This window comes from Pseudomonas sp. HN2 (assembly GCF_020736465.1).
GTDB classification, from domain to species: Bacteria; Pseudomonadota; Gammaproteobacteria; order Pseudomonadales; family Pseudomonadaceae; genus Aquipseudomonas; species Aquipseudomonas moraviensis_A.
Genome location: NZ_CP085885.1, coordinates 1600245 through 1622784, shown reverse-complemented (window position 1 = coordinate 1622784; position 22540 = coordinate 1600245). Strand labels below are relative to the sequence as shown.

The following is a 22540-nucleotide window of genomic DNA, read 5'->3' as shown; positions in this document are numbered from 1 at the left end:
CTCTTTACCAAAAATACCGTAACCCTAGATTCACCCCGTAAGGCTGCTCAATATGCTCCCCTTTGGCATAGTCCAGATCGACATGCATCTGCCACCGCTCGGACATCGCCACAGCCACCCCCGCCCCAAACTCCGCCCGGGAGCCTGACAAATCGTTGTTGAACACGTTGTTGTTGACTTTCACTTCGTTGTTCGAAGCGAACTCGTGAGCAATCGCCGCACGTACATAAGGCTGGGCAACAGCACCGTCGTCGAAACCGAAGTTTCGCCCCACCGTGGCCCCGGCCTTGCCGAGCAGTGAGCGCATGCGATCGCCGTCGGCGTCCATGTCGTTGTCCAGCGTGTAGTGCTTGCCCTGGATCTGCACCGCCGACAGTTGCGCGAACGGTTCGACGAAGTAGTTGTCGGCCAGTTTGATATGCCGACCGAACTCGGCGGAACCGCCTACACCCCAGTTGTCGTAATCGCCTTTGGTGCGGCTGCCATCGCTCAGGTTGACTTTGGACTCGTTACGAAACCGGTTGAACTTGAGCACGCCGTCGAAGTAGTAACCGGTGTCACTGTCGACCCACGTGACATAGGGACCGACGTAGTAACTTTTCACCGTACCCGAGGTTCCGCGATTCAGATCCAGATCGGATTCGCTCGTGCCGGCGAGCACCCCGACCAGCACCTGGCTTTCGCCCACCCGCGCATCGGCGCCGAGGGAGAATCCCTGTTGTGTTTGCTGATAACCGACACCTGACCCATCAGCGACGTCGTGTCTGTTGCTGTAAACACGACTCCACCCTCCGCCCTCGCCACCGTTCAAACGCAACTCACCCATACGGCTGCGCAACGACGACAGCTCGCCATACCAGACGGTTGGCGCTGTGTTGAACAAGGCCAGTACCGAGCGCGCGCCCGGGCTGATGACTTCGGTGGTCGGGTCGAGAAACCACTCCTTCGCTCCCCCCGCGATTTCCCGACTGGCCAAACCGTACGACCAGGTGCCGACATCCACTCTCTGATCGCCGGCCAGCGCAAAGTTCGCTCCATCGCTTGTGCCGGTACGCACTAGCGTCAATTGCTGAGGCGACGCCGCATCCAGCCCCGAAGCCTGCACCGCGAGATCGAACTGCCCCTCTGACTGACCAAGAACATTGAGGAAATCACTCTGCCCGTTGGCAAAATCCCCTTTCATCTCAAACGTGCCGGTACCGGCGAGTGTGCCGACCGTAAGTTGATAGTAGGTCGTGGGTGCCTGGGCTGCGCCGAAAGTAACCCGGCCGCCCTCCAGGCGCATTGCGCCAACAGAGTCATTGCCAGTGAGGGTCCAGTTTGAATTGTCATTGATGTTGACGCTGGCGACCTTGTCCAGACGACCGGTGAATTGCGACTGATCCTGCAGGGTGACGTTGGCCGTCGAGCCGTCCTCAACCAGCACGTCTCCGGTCATATCGCCTCGGTCGAAAATGAAATCAGCCGTGCTGGAACCCGTCACTGAAAAGTTACCAATCAACGTACTGTTGCCAACCGTTACAGCGGCGGTCGAAGCCTCTCGAACCGCCAGCAATTGATTATCGCTACCTTGCAAAGTGGAGTTGTTCAGCACCTCGATGCTGACGTTTGCACCACCGGCAACCTCTATCGCCGGCCCATTGCGCCCCTCTACACTGGCACCGTCCAATACCAGCGCATTGCTGCCTGAAACGGACGAGTCATTGACCATCCGCACACCCGCCCGGTCGCCGCTGATACGAGTACCGTCTGTAGCGTGCACTTCACCGCCGATCATATTCAGGCCGACACTGCCCGCGGCCTGTCCCGTCACTTCACTGCCGATCAGTGTCAGGTTGCTTAACGCGGTTATCTGTATCCCGGCTTCGCCCCCCCTGAATTGACTGTCAGTCGCGGTGACAGTCGACCCTTGCGTCGAAGAGAAAAACCGATTGACCATCATTCCTATCGAGTCGCTGGTGACATCGGCCTGCACAAGATTGCCTTGACTGGCCGTGATGGAAATCCCCTCAATGCCACTTTCAGCATTCACCGTCGCGCCATTGATGTTCAGTGTCGATCCGGAAATCACATTCAGGGTATGAGTCATGGCCTGGGCAAGATTCAGTACTCCGCTATTGCGCACCAGGTAATCAGTGGGCGGCACTGTCGAGTCCACATCCAGCGTACGGTTATCGACGATGACCGCCAACGCGGGTGAACCCAACATAAAAAATGCCGGTATCGCTACCAGCATTCGAAAGCTTCCGGTGGAAGCGACTCTGCGGAATGAAAAGACTTCGGGTTTCATGATTGACTATCCTTCGATTAATTAACTCCGGCAAATTTGTTTGCCAGCCAGACAATTCAGCGTCGAACGATACCGATTGCCACAACCCAACCAACGTAGGATTTTTCTGAAATACGCAGGTGAAAACTCCTTAAATAATTCCTAACAATTTTCCACTGGCTACTCGTTACATATTTGAAAAGGAAGGTACATGCAGTACCTTCCCTGGCGACTTCAGTACTTTTTTAAGGCAGGGGGCATGAACCACCCGACGGATTAACCATATAAACCCTTACCGAATGTTCTGCAGAGGGTGTGTCGCGCCCATCGATAAGAGCCGAGTAGCGTATACCTCCCCACGCGTTTCCCGTGGTCAGGACAGCCGGATCATAGGGGATCCTTACAATGAACCCGTCGGCTGCCTCCTGACCGGAGGGGGTATAGGTAACTTTGGCTTCGGTATCGTCTTTAATTGTACCTGCGGCGTCACTGTAGCCTTGATAAGTGAACGTTAATTCCTGTTCTGCCAATTGAGACTCGCCCCCCGCCACCAATACTTCGACTACTACGCCGGCAACGTCATGCCTTCGCAAAGACGAGCAATTGAGCAAGCCTAAGTCTTGGTCGAGGTGCTGGAACTTCACTTCCGGGACAACACCTGGACGAATAAGCACATCAACATCGGTCGGCATCGAAACATCGACGTTATCGTTTACATCGTGGCCGATTACATAATGGGCCTTGATCGGATTACCGTTACCTGCGCCGTCGAAAACGCGCCATTCAACAGAAAATTCCAATTCGGTTGGAAGCGTAGTACCGATTGTTACAACCCCGCCGTCTCCGGCGTCTACCGGCTCACCCTTCCAGTAAAGTTGTACCTCATCATTCTCCTTGGCCCCGGTATAGAGCGGAGCCGTCACAACTACCGGACCAGTGTTATCCGCCTCCCTCAACTGATTTGGAGCCCCGCCAGAGTCGCCTTGTACTGTCACTCTTGGCAGATCGGGGTTAGGGTTGCCTGGCTTGTCTGGATCAATTGGCTCGCCTGGCTTGCGCAAATCCACGCTGATGTTGTTCAGCTCGATCGGAAGAAGAGGATGAGCGACACCCTTGCGCTTTATCTGATAACTGGCTGTAACAGTCTTCGGGCCCGCATTGTCGTTGAAGACATTGCGGAATGGCACATCGACATAAAAGGGAAACCCGGGAATCGTGAGAGCCGACTGTAACTGGCTATCCCAAGTGACTTCCAACTGATCGCCTTCAATAAAGTTGGTGTATTTCTCTTTAATCCCCACACCAATCGGCTGCTGAGCATCCGCCAGATCAATCAGGTTATCGCTATACAGGGGAATATCCAGCGGCAGCAAATCTGCTGGTGGATCTGTCAGCGTGACGTTCAAGCGTTTATAAGGTGAATGAAGGCTTTTATTGCCCTTGCGATCCGTCACCTGCCAATAAATAGCCCTTAATCCCTCTTCATCGTCCAGCATTGCCGCGGTCAGTTGAAATTCCAGAGGCGTAGTCAGATCCTTACGAATAATTGTTCCAATCAAGGTCGGCAAAGGTACGGAAGTGCCAATAAAACACTCGACTACATCATCGAGCATGCTGCCGACATATTCCTCAACAGTTATCAGCACATGACCATTATCGTCGAGATATTTTTTAGTGATACCGTCACGCTCTACGTCGGCGGGAACAATGACCTCTGTTATCGGCAGCGGCGCACGTCTGTCAACATTAATCTCCACGGGTGTTACTTGACCGATGTTCCCACCTTGATTGAGGAAGTAGCTCAATTCATGTGATCCCTCTTTGTCGGTCAGGTTGGCCGGCAGCGCCATCAAGATCAACTTAATGTCATCGTCAAGAGGCGTTTTGTAGTTAAATCGCGTGAGTGGCAACCTCGTGCCATTCCACATCAACTCAATAAACCCATCCACTGGGGGAAAATTACCTGCTTCTGGAGGCCGAGGCACATTTACTTTTAATGGCAAGCCCTGTAATGAAAGCGGAAGCTGATTTTTATCATCACCTAGAGGAGGCAGCACGGGATTATCAGGGTGTATTTGAGGGGGCTCTGCATCCATATTCGGGGCTGCAAGACGGATTCGCTTATATTCCAGCCGACTTTGCTGTGCAGGGGTGAGTTTTTTATAAACGGTCATTTTATCGCTCCTAGAGAGAACGCCCACGCATACGCAACCACGCAGGCATACGTTTAACACTGGTTGAATTTCTTGCAATCGAAAGGCATTACTCAAGTCAGACACGAAAACGTGAAATTCAGGAACTGCTTATTTCAACAAGCCTGGCAACTTCGCAGACAAGTATTCTGCAAACTTTTGACCCCATCCGGAATTCTCGCAGGGCGAACCGCAGTAATCCTCGCCCTCCTTCTCGGAACAGACAATACCGCTGGGCAGGGTTCTATTAATAATGACGAGCTCCTCTTTTGAACTGCCCACGCCGCCCTTGGCTTTCTTAAGTGTGTAATGACACAGTGCAGAGCCATCATTCACCATAGGGGCAATCAAACGTTCAAAGTCCGCGACATGCACTTCAAAACCGTCACGCGCTTGCGCCTCGCTCAATATCGTGAGGAACTTGTCTGTCACTCCGGGAATAGGCTCAGAGCCATTCAGTCCTTCAGATCCTTGCCAATGCACAGTCACTTCATCATCTTTGTCGAAGGCGGCATTCCCCTCGATTTTCACCCAGACCCCTTTCCAGAGTCGCGGACATGCACAACAGTCAAGAACACCATCCCTGGTTGCATGTGGAAAGGATGGCTCCTTCAGGTTTTCGATTACCACAATCGATACATTGACTGACGTTGGCAGAGCCTGTTGCAGATTGACGTTGTTGCTGGTCGTGTAATAGACCGGTAATGCAGGGTTATCCCGGTCCTGGTCAATGATCGTCCAGGGAATGGTGAACGGCACGCGCTTACCGGCTCCATCACCGGGCTGGACGATATATTGTGCGGCAGGGGTGGTGATTGCTCCCCAGAACAGGCTGATTGTCTGCCCGGCAAGTGGCGCATCAAACAGCGCGAGAATTCCTTCGGCGGGCTCGCCAAAATCATCCGACGTCAGCGTGTTGAGGAGTTTCGAATTGACGCCGTATATTTCCACTTTTGCCAGATCAGGGTTGAGTAATGCCGGGGCATTGGCATGGTCCTGGCCGGCGAGGGTCAAATCTACCGGGACCCGGGTTTCCAGAGAGGATGGCGTGGTGCCTGAAGGACGCCGCACTCTGTAAGTCACCGAAGCCGTCAAGGGCCCCAGCCCCTTGGCTGTCAGGGCTGACCAAGGCACCGGCACGACCACGGGAAAGCCGGAAGGATCAACCGGCGCCGGCGCTAGCAGTGTGCCATTCCAGTCGAGCAGGATTTCGTTGTCACTGCCTGAATTGTCATAACGATCGATTTCTACCGTCACGGCACCCTGAGCCACCGCACCTTCACGGGCATGCTGACGGTCAATCAACCCTCGATCCGACAACGGCACGCGAGGCGGTTTGAGATTTCCGGGCGCCGGGAGCAGATCGACATACAATTCCAACAGTTCTGATCTGGGGCCTTTATTACCCGCCCAGTCTCGTAGACGGTAATAGATATAACGGGTTCCCTGACCCCGATCACGAATGTCCTGTTCGCGCATGGTGATAAACAGTTCGTTACGGTCAATGTCTGTCTGACTGAATTCCTGTTCGTCAATCTCGGTTTCCGAATCGGAAGGTTTATCCGTATCGGTCCAGAAATAAATGGCTCTGTCCCGGGCTTTTATTCCCACATAACTGCGCACTTGAAAACGAACCTGTCCATGTTCCTTCAAGTAGTCGTCGGTAATATTGCCGACGACATCCAGCATTTCCAGCACGGCGGGTTCCTGACCATCATCCGGGGCCACCCGGTCCACAGTAATACGTTTTTTCTCGGACTCAGCAGGGTTGCCCCCCTGGATCAGGATGTAAGACAGGTCGTAGATGCCATTGTCCAGATAGTCTCTGGGCACTGATACGATCTTGTTCCCAGGGTCGATGGGAACTGGAAATTTAAATTCATTGACTTCGCGAAAGGCATCCCCAAAAGGGCGGAATCCCACTTTGATCACATCAGGTCCGAGATCAGGATCGGTTGAGAAGTTCCACGCTGGAACAATCAACTGCAGATCACGGTTCAACTCCGTACGCGGCAACAGTCCGTCGGGACTCTCTGCACCGTGTTCGTCCTTGAGAATGACCGGCACTTGCGGAACCGGCAAAGCGGTGACCCCTGATGGTTGCGGATTTGCACTGTGCGGGCCTTGTGTGTGTTCCGGGGGCTGCATGTAGGACGCTCCGCGACAATTGATCAAACGCTGGTGTGCGGGTATCGACACGTTGATACCGCTGCTGCATGGGTTCGATTTAATGCGCAATGGCGGGTGCTGCCTACTGTCAGAAATTACAGGTTTCGCTACCGCTTGTCGGAATTAGCTCCCGGCTTAGTCCCATTAAACGGAATGTTGGTCAGTTGTCTCGCAGACGGGGATTTCGAGCTACACGACCTTGCTTCACTGCCTGCAGCTACGCCAGAATCCGCCGGCTGTGCGCTTGGGGGACGGATTATATTGAGGGTCGGTCGCTGACGAATCAGTGATCGGATTTGACCGTCCGCCCAACATCAAGGCGCATCAGCCTGCTCGCGAAGACTGACGGAATACAACGCCTTGCCTCCAGGCAGAAAAAAACCGCCGCCCCGGTTGAACGGGACGGCGGGTTTTGTCGTTTCAAACTGCGCTTACACCGTATCCACCTTTAACGAATGATCATTGAGCATTCCGCTGATGATCGTCGCCGTGTCATGCCCGCCAGCCACCATCCCACCCGCCCCCGGCGTCACGCCGTAGTGGCTGGCGAGGTTGACGCCAGCGAGGTCGATGGTCTGGTTCGGCGTGGCGCCGGCCATGGCGCTGATGTCGATGCTGGTCATCACCGAAGCACCACTGCCGCTGACGGTGAAGTGCAGGTAGTCGTCCAGCGACGCGGTGCTGGTGTTTTCGCCTTGCAGCAGTTGCGACAGGTCGAGTTTGTCGGTGCCGGGGGTGAAGTCGGTGATCAGGTCGTGGCCGCTGTTGCCCTTGAGCCACTGGAAGGTGTCGGCCCCTGCCCCGCCCGTCAGTGTATTGTTGCCCATGCCACCGATCAGCAAGTCATCGCCAGCGCCACCGTTGAGGAAGTCGTTGCCGAGGCCACCGTTGATCACGTTGTTGTTGCCATCGCCGGTGAGGCTGTCGTTGAAGTTGGAGCCGAGCAGGTTTTCGATGCCGGTCAGCGTATCGGTACCGGCGCCGAAGGTGTTTTGCGCACCAAGCAGGCCGAGGTTGACGGTGACCGCAGCCGTGGCGTGGGCGTAGCTGGCGGTGTCGCTGCCGGTGCCGCCGTCGAGCAGGTCATTGCCGGCGCCGCTGTAGAGCAAATCGTTGCCGGCGCCGCCGTGCATTTCGTTGTTGCCGGATCCGCCGCTGAGTACGTCGTTGCCATCGCCGGCATTGATCACGTTGTTGCCGCTGCCCGCCACCAAGACATCGTCGCCAGCCGTGCCGGTCAGAGTGTGGCCGTCCTGATAGCTGATGCTGACGTTGGCCGTGTCGCTGCCGCCGTGGTTGTCGTTGGCGGTGTAAGTGCTGTGATAGTCCGGCGTAATGTCATGGGCCCCGGCGTAGTTGAGGGTCATGGTCAGTTGATAGTTTTCCCCCGCGTTCGGGTTGCCGGTGCCCGTAGGATTGGCAATGTTGGTGATGTGGATCTGATAGATACCATCGGCCGACGCGGTCAGGGTTTGCCCGTCCGCCAGCGCCATCCAGGCGCCGCCGTTGAGCGAGTACTCCATGCCGACATGACCGGCAGCGAGGTTGTGATCCAGATTGAGGGTTTCGCCCTGACGCAGGTGGACGGTGATGCGGTCTTCATCGTTGGCGTTGCTGTTGCTCACCATGCCGAGATAACCGCTGACTACCAGCACGGCGGTCATGGTCGCGGCATTGGCGCTGAAGGCGCTGCGCACATTGGCCAGGTTCTGGTTGGCCGAGTTATTGGTCTGCCCGGTGAAGCCGATCAGGCCGGTACCGGTGAAGTCCGCCGCTTTCGACACCCACCCGGTGTTGAAACTGGTTGGCGTCGCGCTGAGGGCGTCGCCGTTCGGATCGGTGTCGTTGGCCAGCAACAGCTCGCCCGGCACCACGATGTTGCCCGAGAGCACGTTGGTGATGACGTGATCGTCCATCGCCACGGGCGGCGCGTTGGGAATCACTTTCACCGTCAGCGTGGAGCTGGCGAGGTCGCCGTCGTTGTCGCTGACGCTGAAGCCGATGTTTTCGGTGATCACCACGGCGGTGGTTTTCTGCGAGGTGTAGCTGTATTCGCCGGTATCCAGGTTGATCACCAGCGTGCCACTGTTGTTGGTGGCGATGCTGACGGTGTTGTTCGCCGTGTTGAAGGTGCCGTGGTTGGCGCCGCCGCTCGCGGTCAACGACCCCTGGCCACCGAGGGCTTTTGGATCGTAGGTGTAGGTGGTGCCGTCGACCATGATGGATTTGATGAAACCGCCATCGGCGCCGAACGAACCGCCCTCGCCCAGCAGCGAACCGGTGACCGGCGCGCCCTGCACGGTGCCGGACAATACCGAGTTGAGCTGGTTGAGATCGGTGACCACCACCGCATTGGTGTTGGTGTGGCTGATACCGTCGTAGGCCAGCGGATCGAGGTAGGCGTTGCTCACACCGTTGCCCAAGCCAATGGCGTAGTTCTTGATGTTGTTGGCATCGAGGAAGTTTTTCAGCGCGGCTTCGTCAGCGCTGCCGATGTCGCCCTCGTTGGGCTTGCCGTCGGAGAAGAAGTAGCCGACGTTCTGCGCCCCGGTAAGTTTGCCTGAGGTGTTGAACGCGTTCTGCATCACCGCCACGGCAGCGTCGTAGTTGGTGCCGCCGCCGGCATTCAGACCCGCAAGCAGCGTCTTGGCGGTGGCGACATCGACCCACACCGTGGTGCGGTCGGCGGCATTGCTGCTGAATGTCACCAACTGCACTTTCACATCGCCCAGATCATCGTACTTGTCGAGCAGGGCACCAATGGCCTGCTTGGCCAGCGCCAGCCGCGACAGACCAGGTACACCGGAGGCATCGGCCATGCTGCCGGAGATGTCGAGGACGATGAGCACGTTGGAATCGATCTCCACCGCCGTCACCGAACGATCCGAGGCAACAGCTTTCGGCACGTCGTCGACGATGTTCACCACGAGGGTGCTGGTGGTGGCGTTGCCCAGCGCATCGGTGGCTTTGTAGGTGAACGTTTCGCTGAGGGTGTTCGGCCCGTCGTTGGCGTTCGGCGCGGTTTTCGGCGCCGAGGTCAGCGTGTAAGTGTAGGTGCCGTCGGCGTTGAGCTGCAGTTGTCCGTAGCTGCCGGTGGCGTTGCCGACCAAGGTGTACGTGATCGCGCCGCTGCCGCCGCTGACCGAACCGACCAGCGTGCCGGAGGCGGTTTCGCCGGTATTGCCCGGATCACTGCCGGTGACTGTGCCGGGGGCGAGATCCAGGCCATCCTTGCTCAGGTCGAGGGCTTTTTCGTAGACGGTGACGTCGGTGTCGCTGACGGCAGTCAGGCAACTGTTGTGCACGTCGATGGTGATCGTCGTGGTGCTTTCGTCGCCATCGGCATCGCGCACGGTGTAGGTGAACACATCCACCGCGCCCGGGCCGTTCACCACATTGGGATTGCTGTGATAGACCGCGTTGCCGTTGGCATCCAGGGTCAGATAGCCGTAGGTGCCGTTGATCTGCGAATTGAGTCCGCCGATGGCCGACGTCGAGGTGTCGGCACCGGCGCGCACGCCGACCACTGCGCCTGTGGCCGCCGGGCCGTCAGCACCGCCGATGTCGTTGTCCAGCACATTGCCGCTGACGGTGCCGCCCTCCGCCACCGAAGCCGCGTCCGCATGCGCGGTGGGCAAATCATCGACAATATTGACGTTGATCTGACCGCTGGACGTGCTGCCATCGGTGTCAGTCGCCACGACCTCGAAATTCTCGCTAAGGCTATTGGCACCGTTGGCGTTCGGATGGGCTTCGTTGTCGGCCAGGGTGTAGCTGTAACTGACCACACCGGTAGCCGGGTCGTAACCGGTGATGGTGAAGGTGCTGCCCAGCGGCGAGACCACGGACTGCGGCAAACCGGCGGCGACGCCGTTGCTGATCACGGCAATACCACCGACCGTCAGGGTTTGCAGGCCATCGAGAGCGGTCACGGTGAAGCTGCCGCTCTGGGTCAGCGCCGAGGCATTGGGAGTGCTGCCGTCGCTGAGGTTTTTCTCGTAGACGCTGAGCTCGCCGCCCTTCACGTTGAGGCCATCGAGGCACACCGGATCGTCATTGTTGTGGATGTTCAGCACCAGGTTTGCAGTGCTGGTGTCACCGTCGGAATCGGTGATGGTGTAGGCGAAGGTTTCCGTGCCGTTGCCGCCGCCGTGGAGGTTTTTGAAGTCAGCGTCGTTGGCATCCAGCGTGTAGGTGTAAGTGCCGTTGGCGTTGAGTACCAGCGTGCCGTAGGTGCCGGTGAAGGTGCCGGCGGTCACCGGGCCACTGGCGACGCGGTCGGCGCCTTGCACGTCGTTGTCGAGGACGTTGCCGGTCAGGGTCAACTGGGCTTCGGTCGCGTTATTGGCGTTGCTGTCGTTCAGCGCTTTCGGCACGTCATCGACGATGCTCACAACGATGCTGCTGGTGACGACGTTACCCAGCGAATCGGTCGCCTGATAGGTGAAGGTTTCGCTCAGGCTATTGGCGCCGTCGTCGGCATGCGGCGTGGTCGTCGCGGGTGAAGTCAGGGTGTAGGTGTAAGTGCCATTGGCATTGAGAACGATCTGTCCGTAATTGCCGGTGGCGCTGCCGACCAGCGCATAGCTGATCGCGCCGACCGCGCCAGTGACCGAACCGACCAGCGTGCCGGAGGCGGTTTCACCAGTACTGTTCGGATCGCTGCCGACCACGCTGCCCGCCGCCAGATCCTGGCCGTCCTGGTTCAGGTCGAGGGCTTTTTCGTAGACGGTGACGTCGGTGTCGCTGAACGCTTTCAGGCAGCTGTTGTAGACATCGATGGTGATCGTCGTAGTGCTTTCATCACCATCGGCATCGCGCACGGTGTAGGTGAATATGTCCACCGCGCCCGGGCCGTTCACCGTGTTGGGATTGCTGTGATAAACCGCGTTGCCGTTGGCATCCAGGGTGAGGTAGCCGTAGGTGCCGTTGATCTGCGAATTGAGTCCACCGATGGCCGACGTCGAGGTGTCGGCACCGGCGCGCACGCCGACCACTGCACCGGTAACCGCCGGGCCATCCGCGCCGCCGATATCGTTGTTGAGCACATTGCCGCTGACGGTGCCGCCCTCCGTCACCGAAGCCGCGTCCGCATGGGCGGTCGGCAAATCGTCGACGATGTTGACGTTGATCTGGCCACTGGCGTTGCTGCCATCGGTGTCGGTCGCGACGACGTCGAAGTTTTCGGTGAGGCTGTTGGCGCCGTTGGCGGTTGGATGGGCTTCGTTGTCAGCCAGGCTGTAGCTGTAACTGACCACGCCGGTCGCCGGGTCATAACCGGTGATGGTCAAGGTGCTGCCCAGCGGCGTGATCACCGATTGCGGGAAACCTGCGGCCACTCCATTGGTGATCACCGCGATGCCGCCAACCGTGAGGGTCTGCAGACCATCGAGAGCACTGACGGTGAAAGTGCCGTTCTGGGTCAGCGCGGGCGTGTCGGGGCTGGTGCCGTCGCCGAGGTTTTTCTCGTAGACGGTGAGCTCGCCACCGTTGACGTCGAGGCCATTGAGCAGCACCGGGTCGTCGTTGTTGTGGATGTTCAATACGAGATTGGCAGTGCTGGTATCGCCGTCGGCATCGGTGATGGTGTAGGCGAAAGTCTCGGTGCCATTGCCGCCGCCGTGCAGGTTTTTGAAATCGGCGTCGTTGGTATTCAGCGTGTAGGTGTAGGTGCCGTCAGCGTTCAGAACCAAAGTGCCGTAAGTGCCGGTGAAGGTGCCGGGCGTGACTGGTCCTGTGGGTACGCGATCAGCGCCTTGTATGTCGTTGGTCAGAACATTGCCGGTCAACGTCAGCTGGCTTTCTGACGCGGTTCCGTTGCTGTCATCGTTGGCTTTCGGCAGGTCGTCGACGATGTTGACGTCGAGGGTGCCGGTGGCCGTCGTGCCGTTGTCATCAACGACCGTAACCGCAAACTGCTCAGGCAGATTATTCGCGCCGTTGGCATCCGGATGCGCTTCGTTGTCGGCCAGGGTGTAGCTGTAACTGACCACACCGGTTGCCGCGTTGAAACCGGTTATGGTCAGCGTGCTGCCCAGTGGCGTGGTGATCGATTGCGGAAAGCCTGCGGCCACGCCATTGGTGACCACGGCGATACCGCCGACGGTCAGCGTGGTGACGCCGTCGAGTGCGGTGATGGTGAACGTGCCGTTTTGCGTCAGCGCACCAGCCTCCGGGGCGCTGCCATCGCTGAGGTTTTTCTCGTAAACCGTCAGCTCGCCGCCAGCGACGTTCAGGCCGTCGATGGTCACCGGGTCGTCGTTGTTATGAATTTGCAGAACAAGATTGGCGCTGCTGGTATCGCCATCGGCATCGGTGATGGTGTAGGCGAAGGTCTCGGTGCCGTTGCCACCGCCGTGCAGGTTTTTGAAATCGGCGTCGTTGGTATTCAGCGTGTAGGTGTAGGTGCCGTCAGCGTTCAGAACCAAAGTGCCGTAAGTACCGGTGAAGGTGCCGGGCGTGACTGGGCCGGTGGGCACCCGGTCAGCGCCTTGTGTGTCATTGGTCAGGACATTGCCAGTCAGGGTCAATTGGCTTTCTGACGCGGTGCCGTTGCTGTCGTCGATGGCTTTCGGCAGGTCGTCGACGATGTTGACGTCGAGGGTGCCGGTGGCCGTCGTGCCGTTGTCATCGACTACCGTGACCGCGAACTGCTCAGGCAGATTATTCGCGCCGTTGGCATTCGGATGCGCTTCGTTGTCGGCCAGGGTGTAGCTGTAACTGACCACACCGGTTGCCGCGTTGAAACCGGTGATGGTCAGCGTGCTGCCCAGTGGTGTGGTAATCGACTGCGGAAAGCCTGCGGCCACGCCATTGGTGACCACGGCGATACCGCCAACGGTCAGCGTGGTGACGCCATCGAGTGCGGTGATGGTGAACGTGCCGTTTTGCGTCAGCGCACCAGCATCCGGAGTGCTGCCATCGCTGAGGTTTTTCTCGTAAACCGTCAGCTCGCCGCCAGCGACGTTCAGGCCGTCGATGGTCACCGGGTCGTCGTTGTTATGAATTTGCAGAACAAGATTGGCGCTGCTGGTATCACCGTCGGCATCGGTGATGGTGTAGGCGAAAGTCTCGGTGCCGTTGCCGCCGCCGTGCAGGTTTTTGAAATCGGCGTCGTTGGTATTGAGGGTGTAGGTGTAGGTGCCGTCAGCGTTCAGAACCAAAGTGCCGTAAGTACCGGTGAAGGTGCCGGGCGTGACTGGGCCGGTGGGCACACGGTCAGCGCCTTGTATGTCATTGGTGAGGACGTTGCCGGTCAGGGTCAGCAAGGTTTCCGAGGCAACGCCGTTGGCGTCATCAAACGCTTTGGGCACATCGTCAGTGATGTTCACGTCCAGCGTGCCAGTGGCGCTGTCGCCATTGCTGTCGGTGGCGATCACGGTGAACTGTTCGCTGAGGTTGTTCACGCCATCGCCGGCCGCATGGGTCTCGTTGCCGGTGAGGGTGTAGCTGTAGCTGACCGTGCCGGTCGCCGGGTTGTAGCCGGTGATGGTCAGGGTGTTGCCGAGCTGCGTAGTGATCGATTGCGGAAAGGCGATCGGCACGCCGCCAACGATCACGTTGATGCCGCCGATGCTCAGGCTGTTCAGACCATCCGGCGCCGAAACGCTGAAGCTGCCACTCTGGGTCAGAGCGCCCGGATTGGCCGCTGTACCGTCAGGCAGATTGGCTTCATTGAGGTTCAGCTCGCCGCCCGCTGCGTCAAGGCCATTGAGGATGACCGGGTTGTTCACCGCTGGCGGTGGCACCACGACCGGCGCTGGGGTGTCGTCGCCAGTGTCGTTGTCCGCGTCGCGGCGATAATCGGGAAATTCGGGGATGCCATTGAAACCGGCAGTTGGGAAACCGATCACCGGATCGACCCGGCCGCCGACTTCGGTCAGCAGAACGAAGCTGTGCCCGCCGCCCAGTTCACCGGTATTGCCGGTGGGCGCGTTGGGGCCGGCAGCGGTGGCTTCGGCGGTTTTACTCGGGTCTTCACCGGCGGCGATGGCTTTCTGGATCTGCTCGACATCGGTCAGTTGCGCCTGGCTCGGGGTCTGCGCTTCGTCGACGTTCACCGGCACAGCCTGATCGGCCAGCAGTTGCCCGGTCATGGTGATGCTGCTGCCACGGCCGAGGGTCAATTCCTCGCCATTTTGCAGTTTCACCGCCACCGCGCCTTCCGCGCCGGTGATCAGTTGATCGCCGGCGTACAAACGATCGCCTTCGAACAGCGGACGTTTGATGCCATCGCTCGCCTGAGCGAACACCTGACCAATGACTTTTGTGACCGTACCGATGAGCGTTGCCATGTGAAATCCTCCGCTGCCGACCACCGTCGGCACTCGTTCGCGAAGCAGCCCATGGCTCAATCGGGTTGCCGGGGGCGACGCTCGCACCCTCGACAGTTCGTTTCGCAGGCCCGTTTTGAAGAGGATTGTCAGCGCTATTAAGCACTTGCCAACCCTGTTCAATTCATCGACCCACTAGCGCTACGTAACGGCGGTGACTCATCCAAGTGACAAAAATCTGTCGCTCATTTGCCGCTACGCGTCCCTCCCCTTCAGCAGTACTTCGCAGTGTCTCGCAAAGTGAATGGAACTTTCCTCAAGCCTTATCGAGCTCCCTAAAGCGCATAAAACAAAGGCTTTCGAGCTGAACAATGTGCTGCTTTTGAAAAACCGCATAAGTTTTTTTTGGAATAAGCCTTATGAAAATTTTTTCTTAGCTACGCTCTAGGATGTTCTTAGCTCTGTTGTTACAAGAGTGAAACGCTTACACCCTAAATTTACGTCAAATATTTGGCGACGGTAACACAACATTGAGATCCAGGGAGATGCACCCATGCGCGTTTTAACCCCCCTCTGCAGCGCGGTTTTGCTGGCCATGGCTTGCACTTCCCAAGCCCAGGCGATGAACCTCACCGAGGCGATTCAAAGCACTATCGCCACCCACCCGGAACTGGCTTCGCGCGTGGACGCTCGCCTGTCGGCAGATGAACAGGTGAAAGTGGCCAAGGGCGGGTTCTATCCGTCGGTCGACTTGAACGCTGCCTACGGTCGCGGCTACAGCGACAACACCAACACCCGCGCCTTCGGTAATCACAACACCGAAATTCTCAATTACACCCAATCGGAGCTGCGCTTGCGGCAGATGATCTTCGACGGGTTCAACACCGCCAACGAGGTCGAGCGCACCAAGGGCGTGTCCAACTCCCGCGCCTATTACGCGCAAGGCACCGCACAGGATCTGGCCCTGCGCACCATTGAGGTCTACCTCGAAGTGCTCAAGCGTCGTGAGCTGGTGACACTGGCCAAGAACAACCTGCAGGCGCACTTGCGGGTCAACGATCAGATCGGCCTGCGCACCGAGCGCGGCATTGGCAGCACCGCAGACTCCGATCAATCGGTCGCCCGTCGTGCGCTGGCGCAGAACAACCTCGACACCGCCGAGGTCGATCTGGCCGATGCCGAATCGAATTTCTACAGTGTGGTCGGACGCATGCCCGACGAGCTGGAAACCCCGGCCTCGACCCGTGGCGAACTGCCGCCGGACCTGCGTGAAGCGCAGCAGAGCATGGTCGACAACAACCCGTACCTGAAATCGGCCCAGGCTGACGTGCAGTCCGCCGAGAGCCAGTACGAAGTGGCCAAGTCGCCGTTCTATCCACGCTTTGACGCGGAGGCGGCAGTCGGCGCCAACAACAACGTGCAGGGCGATGAAGGCCACGACAACGAATGGCGGGTTGGCGTGGTGATGAACTACAACCTGTTCCGTGGCGGCAGCGACAAGGCACGTCTGGCCGCGAATGCCCACGACATCAACCAGGCGATGGACATCCGCAACAACGCCCTGCGTCAGCTCAACGAGAACATCCGTCTGGCCTGGAACGCCATGGAAAACGCCAAGAAGCAGACGCCGACCGCCCGCGAATACGCCGAGACCACCAAACGCGTACGCGCCGCTTATCAGGACCAGTTCGGCCTTGGCCAACGCACCCTGCTCGACCTGCTCGACAGCGAAAACGAGCTGTACAACGCCAACCGTCGCTACACCGAAATCCGCTACACCGAGGAATACTCGATGTACCGCGTCTTGGCGAACATGGGCCAACTGCTGAGCAAACAACGCGTAGTGCTGCCGGCTGATGCGATTGCCACCACCGAAGTGAAAAACCAGGCGCGCCTGCCCGAGTTGAAGTAGATCCGTGCAGGAGTTGCCGAAGGCTGCGATCTCTGATCGTTCCCACGCAGAGCGTGGAAACGATCAATTGTGGCGAGGGAGCTTGCTCCCGCTTGAGTGCGCAGCGCTCATTCTTTGCGCATGACTGAAGTCTGGGGCTGCTGCGCAGCCCAGCGGGAGCAAGCTCCCTCGCCACAGAGTTATCGAGTCGTCTTCAGGAGAGGCAATCACTATGACCAGCATGGAACCCGGCGCCACCGGGGTCGATCCGCGCTTGAGCTTCGATGATCCGTTACTCGACGGTCTGCTGATCCTCTGCAAGCTGCACGGCGCCACGGTCAGTCGTGCCAGCCTGAGTGCCGGGCTGCCGTTGAACAAACAACGCCTGAGCCTGGATCTGCTACCCCGTGCGGCGGCGAGGGCCGGGTTGCAGGCGCGGTTATTACGGCGTGACTTGAAAGACATTTCGCCGCTGAACCTGCCGATCCTGTTGCTGCTCAACGATGGCCGCACCGCCGTGCTGCGCCGGTTTGGCGAGGACGGCAAAGCCCTGCTGCTGCCCAGTGAAGCCGATGGCGGCGAGCAATGGGTCAGTCGCGAAGAACTCAACGAGCACTACAGCGGCCAGGCGTTGTTCGCCCGCCCGCGACATGAACTCGAAGACCTGCGCGCGCCGCTGGTGCCACGGGTGCATGCGTGGTTTCGCGACACCCTGAAACTGTCGAAATGGCTGTACAGCGATGCGATCCTCGCCAGTTTCCTGATCAACCTGTTGGGCCTGATGGTGCCATTGTTCGTCATGCAGACCTACGACCGCGTGGTACCGAATCAAGCGACCTCGACCTTGTGGGTGCTGTCGATCGGCTTGCTGATCGGCACCGGTTTCGAACTGGTGCTGCGCGTGGTGCGTGCACACCTGCTCGACACCGCCGGGAAAAAAACCGATGTGATCCTCTCGGCCACTTTGTTCGAGCGCATCACCGGCATGTCGATGAAAGCGCGGCCAGCGACCATCGGCGGATTCGCCCAGAGCATTCATGACTTTCAGGGCCTGCGTGAATTCCTCACCGCCGTGACTCTGACCAGCCTGATCGACTTGCCCTTCGTGGTGTTGATGCTGGTGGTGATCGGCCTGCTCGGCGGCTGGCTGGTGGTGATTCCGCTGCTGGCGTTTCCAATCACGATCATCTTCGCCATGGCGATTCAGGTGCGCCTGCGCGACACCGTGCAGAAAAGCCTGAGCCTCGGCGCCGAGCGTCAGGCGCTGCTGATCGAAACCCTCGGCGGCCTGGAAACCCTCAAGGCCTGCGGCGCCGAAAGCGAGCGCCAGCACAAATGGGAAAGCACCCACGGCGCCCTCACCCGCCTCGACAGCCACGCGCGCAACCTGTCGGCGCTGGCCACCAATGGCACCCTGTTCATTCAGCAGTTTTCCGGGATGGCGACGATTGTCGCCGGGGTCTACAGCATCATCGCTGGCAACCTCAGCGTCGGCGCACTGGTCGCCACCTACATGCTCGGCAGCCGTGTGCTCGCCCCGCTCGGCCAGATCGCCGGGCTGATCACCCGTTACCAGCAAGCGCAACTGACCATGAAAAGCACCGATGCGCTGATGGCCCTGCCGCAGGAACGCGACGGCAAACAACGGCCACTGGAGCGCACGCAGTTGCAGGGTGCGCTGGATGTCAGCGGCGTGACCTTTCATTACCACGGCCAGAATGCGCCAGCGCTGAGCGAGGTCAGCTTCAGCCTGAAACCCGGGGAGCGGGTCGGCATCATCGGCCGCAGCGGCTCGGGCAAAAGTACCTTGGCGCGGTTGGTCATGGGCTTCTACGAAGCGGAGGAAGGCCAGTTGCTGCTCGACGGCCTCGACCTGCGCCAACTGGACGTGGCTGACCTGCGCCAGCAGATCGGTTATGTCGCCCACGACCTGCCGCTGCTGGCCGGCAGCCTGCGCGACAACCTGACCCTGGGTGCGCGCTACATCAGCGATTCACGCATGCTCGAAGTCGCCGAACTGACCGGCGTCACCGAACTGGCCAGGCAACATCCGCAAGGCTTCGACCGGCCGGTGGGCGAACGCGGGCAACTGCTTTCCGGCGGCCAGCGCCAGGCAGTGTTGCTGGCCCGGGCATTACTGCTCGATCCGCCGATCATGCTGCTCGACGAACCCACCAGCGCCATGGACAACAGCAGCGAAGATGCGCTGCGGCAGAAACTGCATGGCTGGGTGCAAGGCAAAACCCTGCTGCTGGTCACTCACCGCACCTCGATGCTGAGCCTGGTGGACCGGTTGCTGGTGCTGGACAACGGCCGGGTCGTCGCTGACGGCCCGAAAGAAGCGGTCATCGATGCACTGCGCAAGGGCCGAGTCGGCTCGGCGGCAGTTTAGATACGTTCACTCGACTCATGATCTACACGCCCCCTGTGGCGAGGGAGCTTGCTCCCGCTGGGTTGCGCAGCAGCCCCAAGGATTTTGTGGGCGCTACGCACCCAAGCGGGAGCAAGCTCCCTCGCCACGGAGTACTCAGTTTGACGATCTTTTAAGAGGGGGACCGCCCCATGTCCGCTGCTTCAGAAAACCAGCCTCGCGGCTACTTCGACAGTTTCGGCAAAAGCGCCGAAGCCGAGTTCATGCCGGAAACCGCCGGCGCGGCGTTGCAGGATTCGCCGCGCAAATCGCGGATCACCGTGTGGCTGGCGGCAGCGCTGCTGATCGCCGCCCTGGTCTGGGCCAAGTTCGCCGTGCTCGAAGAAGTGACCATGGGCGAAGGCAAGGCGATTCCGTCGAGCAAGGTTCAGGTGATCCAGAACCTGGAAGGCGGCATCGTCACCGAGATTTTCGTCCGCGAAGGTCAGATGGTCGGCAAGGGCGACACCCTCCTGCGTCTGGATGACACGCGCTTTCGCTCGAACAAGGGTGAAAGCGAAGCCGACCGTTACGCCCTGACGGCGCAGGTCGAACGCTTGTCAGCAGAGGCCGAAGGACGCCCCTTCAAGCTTTCTGCCGAAGTAATCGCCAAGGCACCGCAAGTCGCCGAGGACGAGCGCTCGCTGCACGAACAGCGTCAGCGCCGCTTGGCCAGCGAACAGCGCACCCTCAGCGAACAGCTGCGCCAGAAAACCCAGGAGCTGGCCGAATTTCGCTCCAAGCAGGGCCAGTTCAGCTCGAGCCTGGCGCTGCTGCAACAAGAGATGAACATGTCCGAACCGCTGGTGAAAACCGGCGCCGTGTCACCGGTGGAAATCCTCCGGCTCAGACGCAGCGCGGTGGAGATCCGTGGTTCGCTGAACGCCACCACGCTGGCGATTCCCCGCGCCGAATCAGCCATCGCCGAGATCCGCAGCAAGATCGACGAATCCGAGCAAACCTTCCGTTCGGAAGCGGCAAAAGAGCTGAATGAGAAACGCACCGACCTGTCGAAAATCACCGCCTCGAGCATCGCCATCGACGACCGCGTCAGCCGTACTACGGTGACCTCGCCGGTACGCGGGGTGATCAAGCAGATGAAGGTCAACACCATTGGCGGCGTGGTTCAGCCGGGCAGCGACATGGTCGAAATCGTGCCGCTGGAAGACAACCTGCTGATCGAAGCCAAGGTCCGCCCGCAGGACGTCGCGTTCCTGCATCCGGGCCAGAAAGCCATGGTCAAGTTCAGTGCTTACGACTACACGATTTACGGCGGGCTGAGCGCCAAACTGGAGCTGATCGGCGCCGATACGATCACCGACGACAAGGGCAACAGCTTCTATCTGATTCAGGTGCGCACCGACAAGAATCACTTGGGCGGCGATGTGAAACCGCTGCTGATCATCCCGGGGATGGTGGCGACGGTGGACATTATTACCGGCGAGAAAAGCGTACTGGATTACCTGCTCAAACCGGTGTTGAAGGCGCGGACCGAGGCGATGCGGGAGCGCTGAGCCGGGCTCGACTCAACCCTGTGGCGAGGGAGCTTGCTCCCGCTCGACGGCGCAGCCGTCGTAAAACCTGTTGGCGGAGTCTGCCTGACTCAATCAGGTGAAGGGTCTTGGGTCTGCTGCGCAGCCCAGCGGGAGCAAGCTCCCTCGCCACAGCGCCCCCTATTGCGGCCCATGGTTCCTCTCATAAGTCTCCTCCCCCATCGCCGCAATCTGCCCTTCAATCAACGCCTCAAACGGCTTGAGTAACGGCGCAAACGTCGTTGGCGCTTCAAGTGTTTCCAACGCCTGCACAATTGCCTCGATAGTCGATAACGCCCCCGGCCCCGGTGCCTTGCGCAAGCGATAGCGCGACACGCCACCTTCGGCCAACGTCACCCGTGGCAACGCCGCCAGCAGCGGATTGAGGTGCAACATCTTGCGCGCCTTGCGCCATGTTCCATCCGGCACCACCAGCAACAGCGGCTCGTCTGACGCGGTGTAGGCCTGCAACGGCTGTGCGTCCTCAGCCGGAAACAACAATCGCGTTTGATAACCCGGCCGGTTCAGCAGCGTCGGCAAATCCTCGAACACTTCACCGACAATCAGCTCGGCATTGCTCAGGCCAAGCGCCGCCAGGCGCGCGGTATTGAGCGCGTGACTGACCTCATTCGGGTGCTGCAGCAGCAATACCCGGGTGCGGCTGTCGAGGTGCGGAATCAACGGGCACAGACAATGGGTCAGGGGGCGCAGGCAGCGCGGGCATTGGGGTCGGGACATGATGGGTTAAGCCTGATTCAATTGCGCTTTGAGCAAATCACGGAAAGTCTGGATCAGCGGCTCGCGACTGCGACCGCGGCGCATGATCATCGAAAACGGCGCCTGATAACCGAAAGTTGCTGGCAGCAAGACACGCAGATCACCCTTGTCGGCCCAGGCCTGCGCATAGTGTTCCGGCAGATATCCGATGTACGCGCCGGAGAGCACCAGAATCAGCTGCGCTTCCATGCTTTCCACGGTCGCGGCGCTGTGTTTGAAACCGTGCCGCGCCAGTTCCGCCTGACTCCAGTAACCGCGCCCGACCATCCGTTGCTGGGTGATGACCTGCTCGGGGATGCGCCGCTCGTTGAACAGCGGATGACGACTGCTGCAATACAGCCAGTGCTGCTCGCGGTACAACGGCATGTAGACCAGACCGCTCATGCGCGTGGAAAACGCGCCGATGGCCAGATCGAGGCGATTGTCCTGCACCCCAAGTTGCAACTCATAAGGGCTCATCACCGACAGGTGCAAATGCACCGCCGGGTGTTCCTGACTGTAGGCGCCGATGGCCTCGGCGAACGGCAAGGCCTTGTCGCTGACCGTCGAGTCGATCACCCCGAGGTTGAGCGTGCCGCGCAGTTCGCCCTTGAGCGCGGCGGCGTATTGCTCGAAGCCTTCAAGCTCGGCAAGCAGGCGCAGGGTTTCCTGATGGAACAATTCGCCCTTGCTGGTCAGGCTGAACCCGCCGCGCCCACGATGGCACAGCACCAGACCGAGCGCGGCCTCGAGTTGGCTCATGTAGGTGCTGATCGCCGAGGTCGAGAGATTGAGTTCCTGCTGCGCATTGGCGAAACCCTGATGGCGTACGACGCTGACGAAAATGCGCAAGAGTTTCAGGTCGGGTAAAGCGTTGGCCATCAAAGACTCCACAAAAAGATCTGGAACACCACATCCCTTGTGGCGAGGGAGCTTGCTCCCGCTCGGCTGGGAAGCAGTCGCAAACCCGGTGAATACAGTTCATCTGAAGTACCGAGTCGAATGGTTTCGGGCCGGCTTCGCCGTCCAGCGGGAGCAAGCTCCCTCG

At 59.3% G+C, this 22540-nt stretch carries 9 protein-coding genes; 3 read left to right on the top strand and 6 right to left on the bottom strand.

Annotated elements, in window-relative coordinates; all coding sequences use genetic code 11:
* Nucleotides 1-4: 4 nt before the first annotated feature.
* From LIS66_RS07115 to LIS66_RS07100, 4 genes are all read right to left on the bottom strand, one after another.
* On the bottom strand, nucleotides 5-2290 hold the full coding sequence (locus tag LIS66_RS07115) for an autotransporter outer membrane beta-barrel domain-containing protein (RefSeq protein ID WP_227973888.1): 2286 nt from the start codon (nucleotides 2288-2290) through the stop codon (nucleotides 5-7).
* Between the two features lie 224 nt (nucleotides 2291-2514).
* Nucleotides 2515-4443, bottom strand: coding sequence for a hypothetical protein (locus tag LIS66_RS07110; protein ID WP_227973887.1), 1929 nt, complete (start codon nucleotides 4441-4443; stop codon nucleotides 2515-2517).
* A 129-nt stretch (nucleotides 4444-4572) separates the two neighbouring features.
* The gene (locus LIS66_RS07105) at nucleotides 4573-6609 is read right to left on the bottom strand and encodes a hypothetical protein (RefSeq protein ID WP_227973886.1); all 2037 of its coding nucleotides are present in this window, start codon (nucleotides 6607-6609) and stop codon (nucleotides 4573-4575) included.
* Nucleotides 6610-7061: 452 nt separating this feature from the next.
* On the bottom strand, nucleotides 7062-14924 hold the full coding sequence (locus tag LIS66_RS07100; protein WP_227973885.1) for a retention module-containing protein: 7863 nt from the start codon (nucleotides 14922-14924) through the stop codon (nucleotides 7062-7064).
* Between the two features lie 532 nt (nucleotides 14925-15456).
* Between LIS66_RS07100 and LIS66_RS07095 the strand changes: the two genes are divergently transcribed.
* The 3 genes from LIS66_RS07095 to LIS66_RS07085 all read left to right on the top strand — a co-directional run bounded on the left by LIS66_RS07095 (nucleotide 15457) and on the right by LIS66_RS07085 (nucleotide 20718).
* On the top strand, nucleotides 15457-16815 hold the full coding sequence (locus LIS66_RS07095; RefSeq protein WP_039761048.1) for a TolC family outer membrane protein: 1359 nt from the start codon (nucleotides 15457-15459) through the stop codon (nucleotides 16813-16815).
* Between the two features lie 211 nt (nucleotides 16816-17026).
* Nucleotides 17027-19186 carry a type I secretion system permease/ATPase gene (locus LIS66_RS07090; RefSeq protein WP_123417964.1) on the top strand — a complete coding sequence of 720 codons (2160 nt, stop codon included), beginning with the start codon at nucleotides 17027-17029 and terminating at the stop codon, nucleotides 19184-19186.
* A 170-nt stretch (nucleotides 19187-19356) separates the two neighbouring features.
* Nucleotides 19357-20718, top strand: a complete 1362-nt coding sequence (locus tag LIS66_RS07085) for an HlyD family type I secretion periplasmic adaptor subunit (RefSeq protein WP_064362482.1) — start codon at nucleotides 19357-19359, stop codon at nucleotides 20716-20718.
* A 159-nt stretch (nucleotides 20719-20877) separates the two neighbouring features.
* On the opposite strand, the gene LIS66_RS07080 is transcribed toward LIS66_RS07085, so the two are convergent.
* Together LIS66_RS07080 and LIS66_RS07075 are read right to left on the bottom strand one after the other, a co-directional pair.
* Nucleotides 20878-21474: a tRNA-uridine aminocarboxypropyltransferase gene (locus LIS66_RS07080; protein ID WP_227973884.1), complete on the bottom strand. Its 597-nt coding sequence runs from the start codon at nucleotides 21472-21474 to the stop codon at nucleotides 20878-20880.
* Nucleotides 21475-21480: 6 nt separating this feature from the next.
* Nucleotides 21481-22374 (bottom strand): LysR family transcriptional regulator, encoded by an 894-nt coding sequence (locus LIS66_RS07075; RefSeq protein WP_007956593.1) that lies wholly within the window; start codon nucleotides 22372-22374, stop codon nucleotides 21481-21483.
* Nucleotides 22375-22540: the final 166 nt, after the last annotated feature.

Bases quoted from the DNA above. Each gene is read 5' to 3' on its own strand.
- LIS66_RS07115 (WP_227973888.1), bottom strand. From the start codon at position 2,290: ATGAAACCCGAAGTCTTTTCATTCCGCAGAGTCGCTTCCACCGGAAGC.
- LIS66_RS07110 (WP_227973887.1), bottom strand. From the start codon at position 4,443: ATGACCGTTTATAAAAAACTCACCCCTGCACAGCAAAGTCGGCTGGAA.
- LIS66_RS07105 (WP_227973886.1), bottom strand. From the start codon at position 6,609: ATGCAGCCCCCGGAACACACACAAGGCCCGCACAGTGCAAATCCGCAA.
- LIS66_RS07100 (WP_227973885.1), bottom strand. From the start codon at position 14,924: ATGGCAACGCTCATCGGTACGGTCACAAAAGTCATTGGTCAGGTGTTC.
- LIS66_RS07095 (WP_039761048.1), top strand. From the start codon at position 15,457: ATGCGCGTTTTAACCCCCCTCTGCAGCGCGGTTTTGCTGGCCATGGCT.
- LIS66_RS07090 (WP_123417964.1), top strand. From the start codon at position 17,027: ATGACCAGCATGGAACCCGGCGCCACCGGGGTCGATCCGCGCTTGAGC.
- LIS66_RS07085 (WP_064362482.1), top strand. From the start codon at position 19,357: ATGTCCGCTGCTTCAGAAAACCAGCCTCGCGGCTACTTCGACAGTTTC.
- LIS66_RS07080 (WP_227973884.1), bottom strand. From the start codon at position 21,474: ATGTCCCGACCCCAATGCCCGCGCTGCCTGCGCCCCCTGACCCATTGT.
- LIS66_RS07075 (WP_007956593.1), bottom strand. From the start codon at position 22,374: ATGGCCAACGCTTTACCCGACCTGAAACTCTTGCGCATTTTCGTCAGC.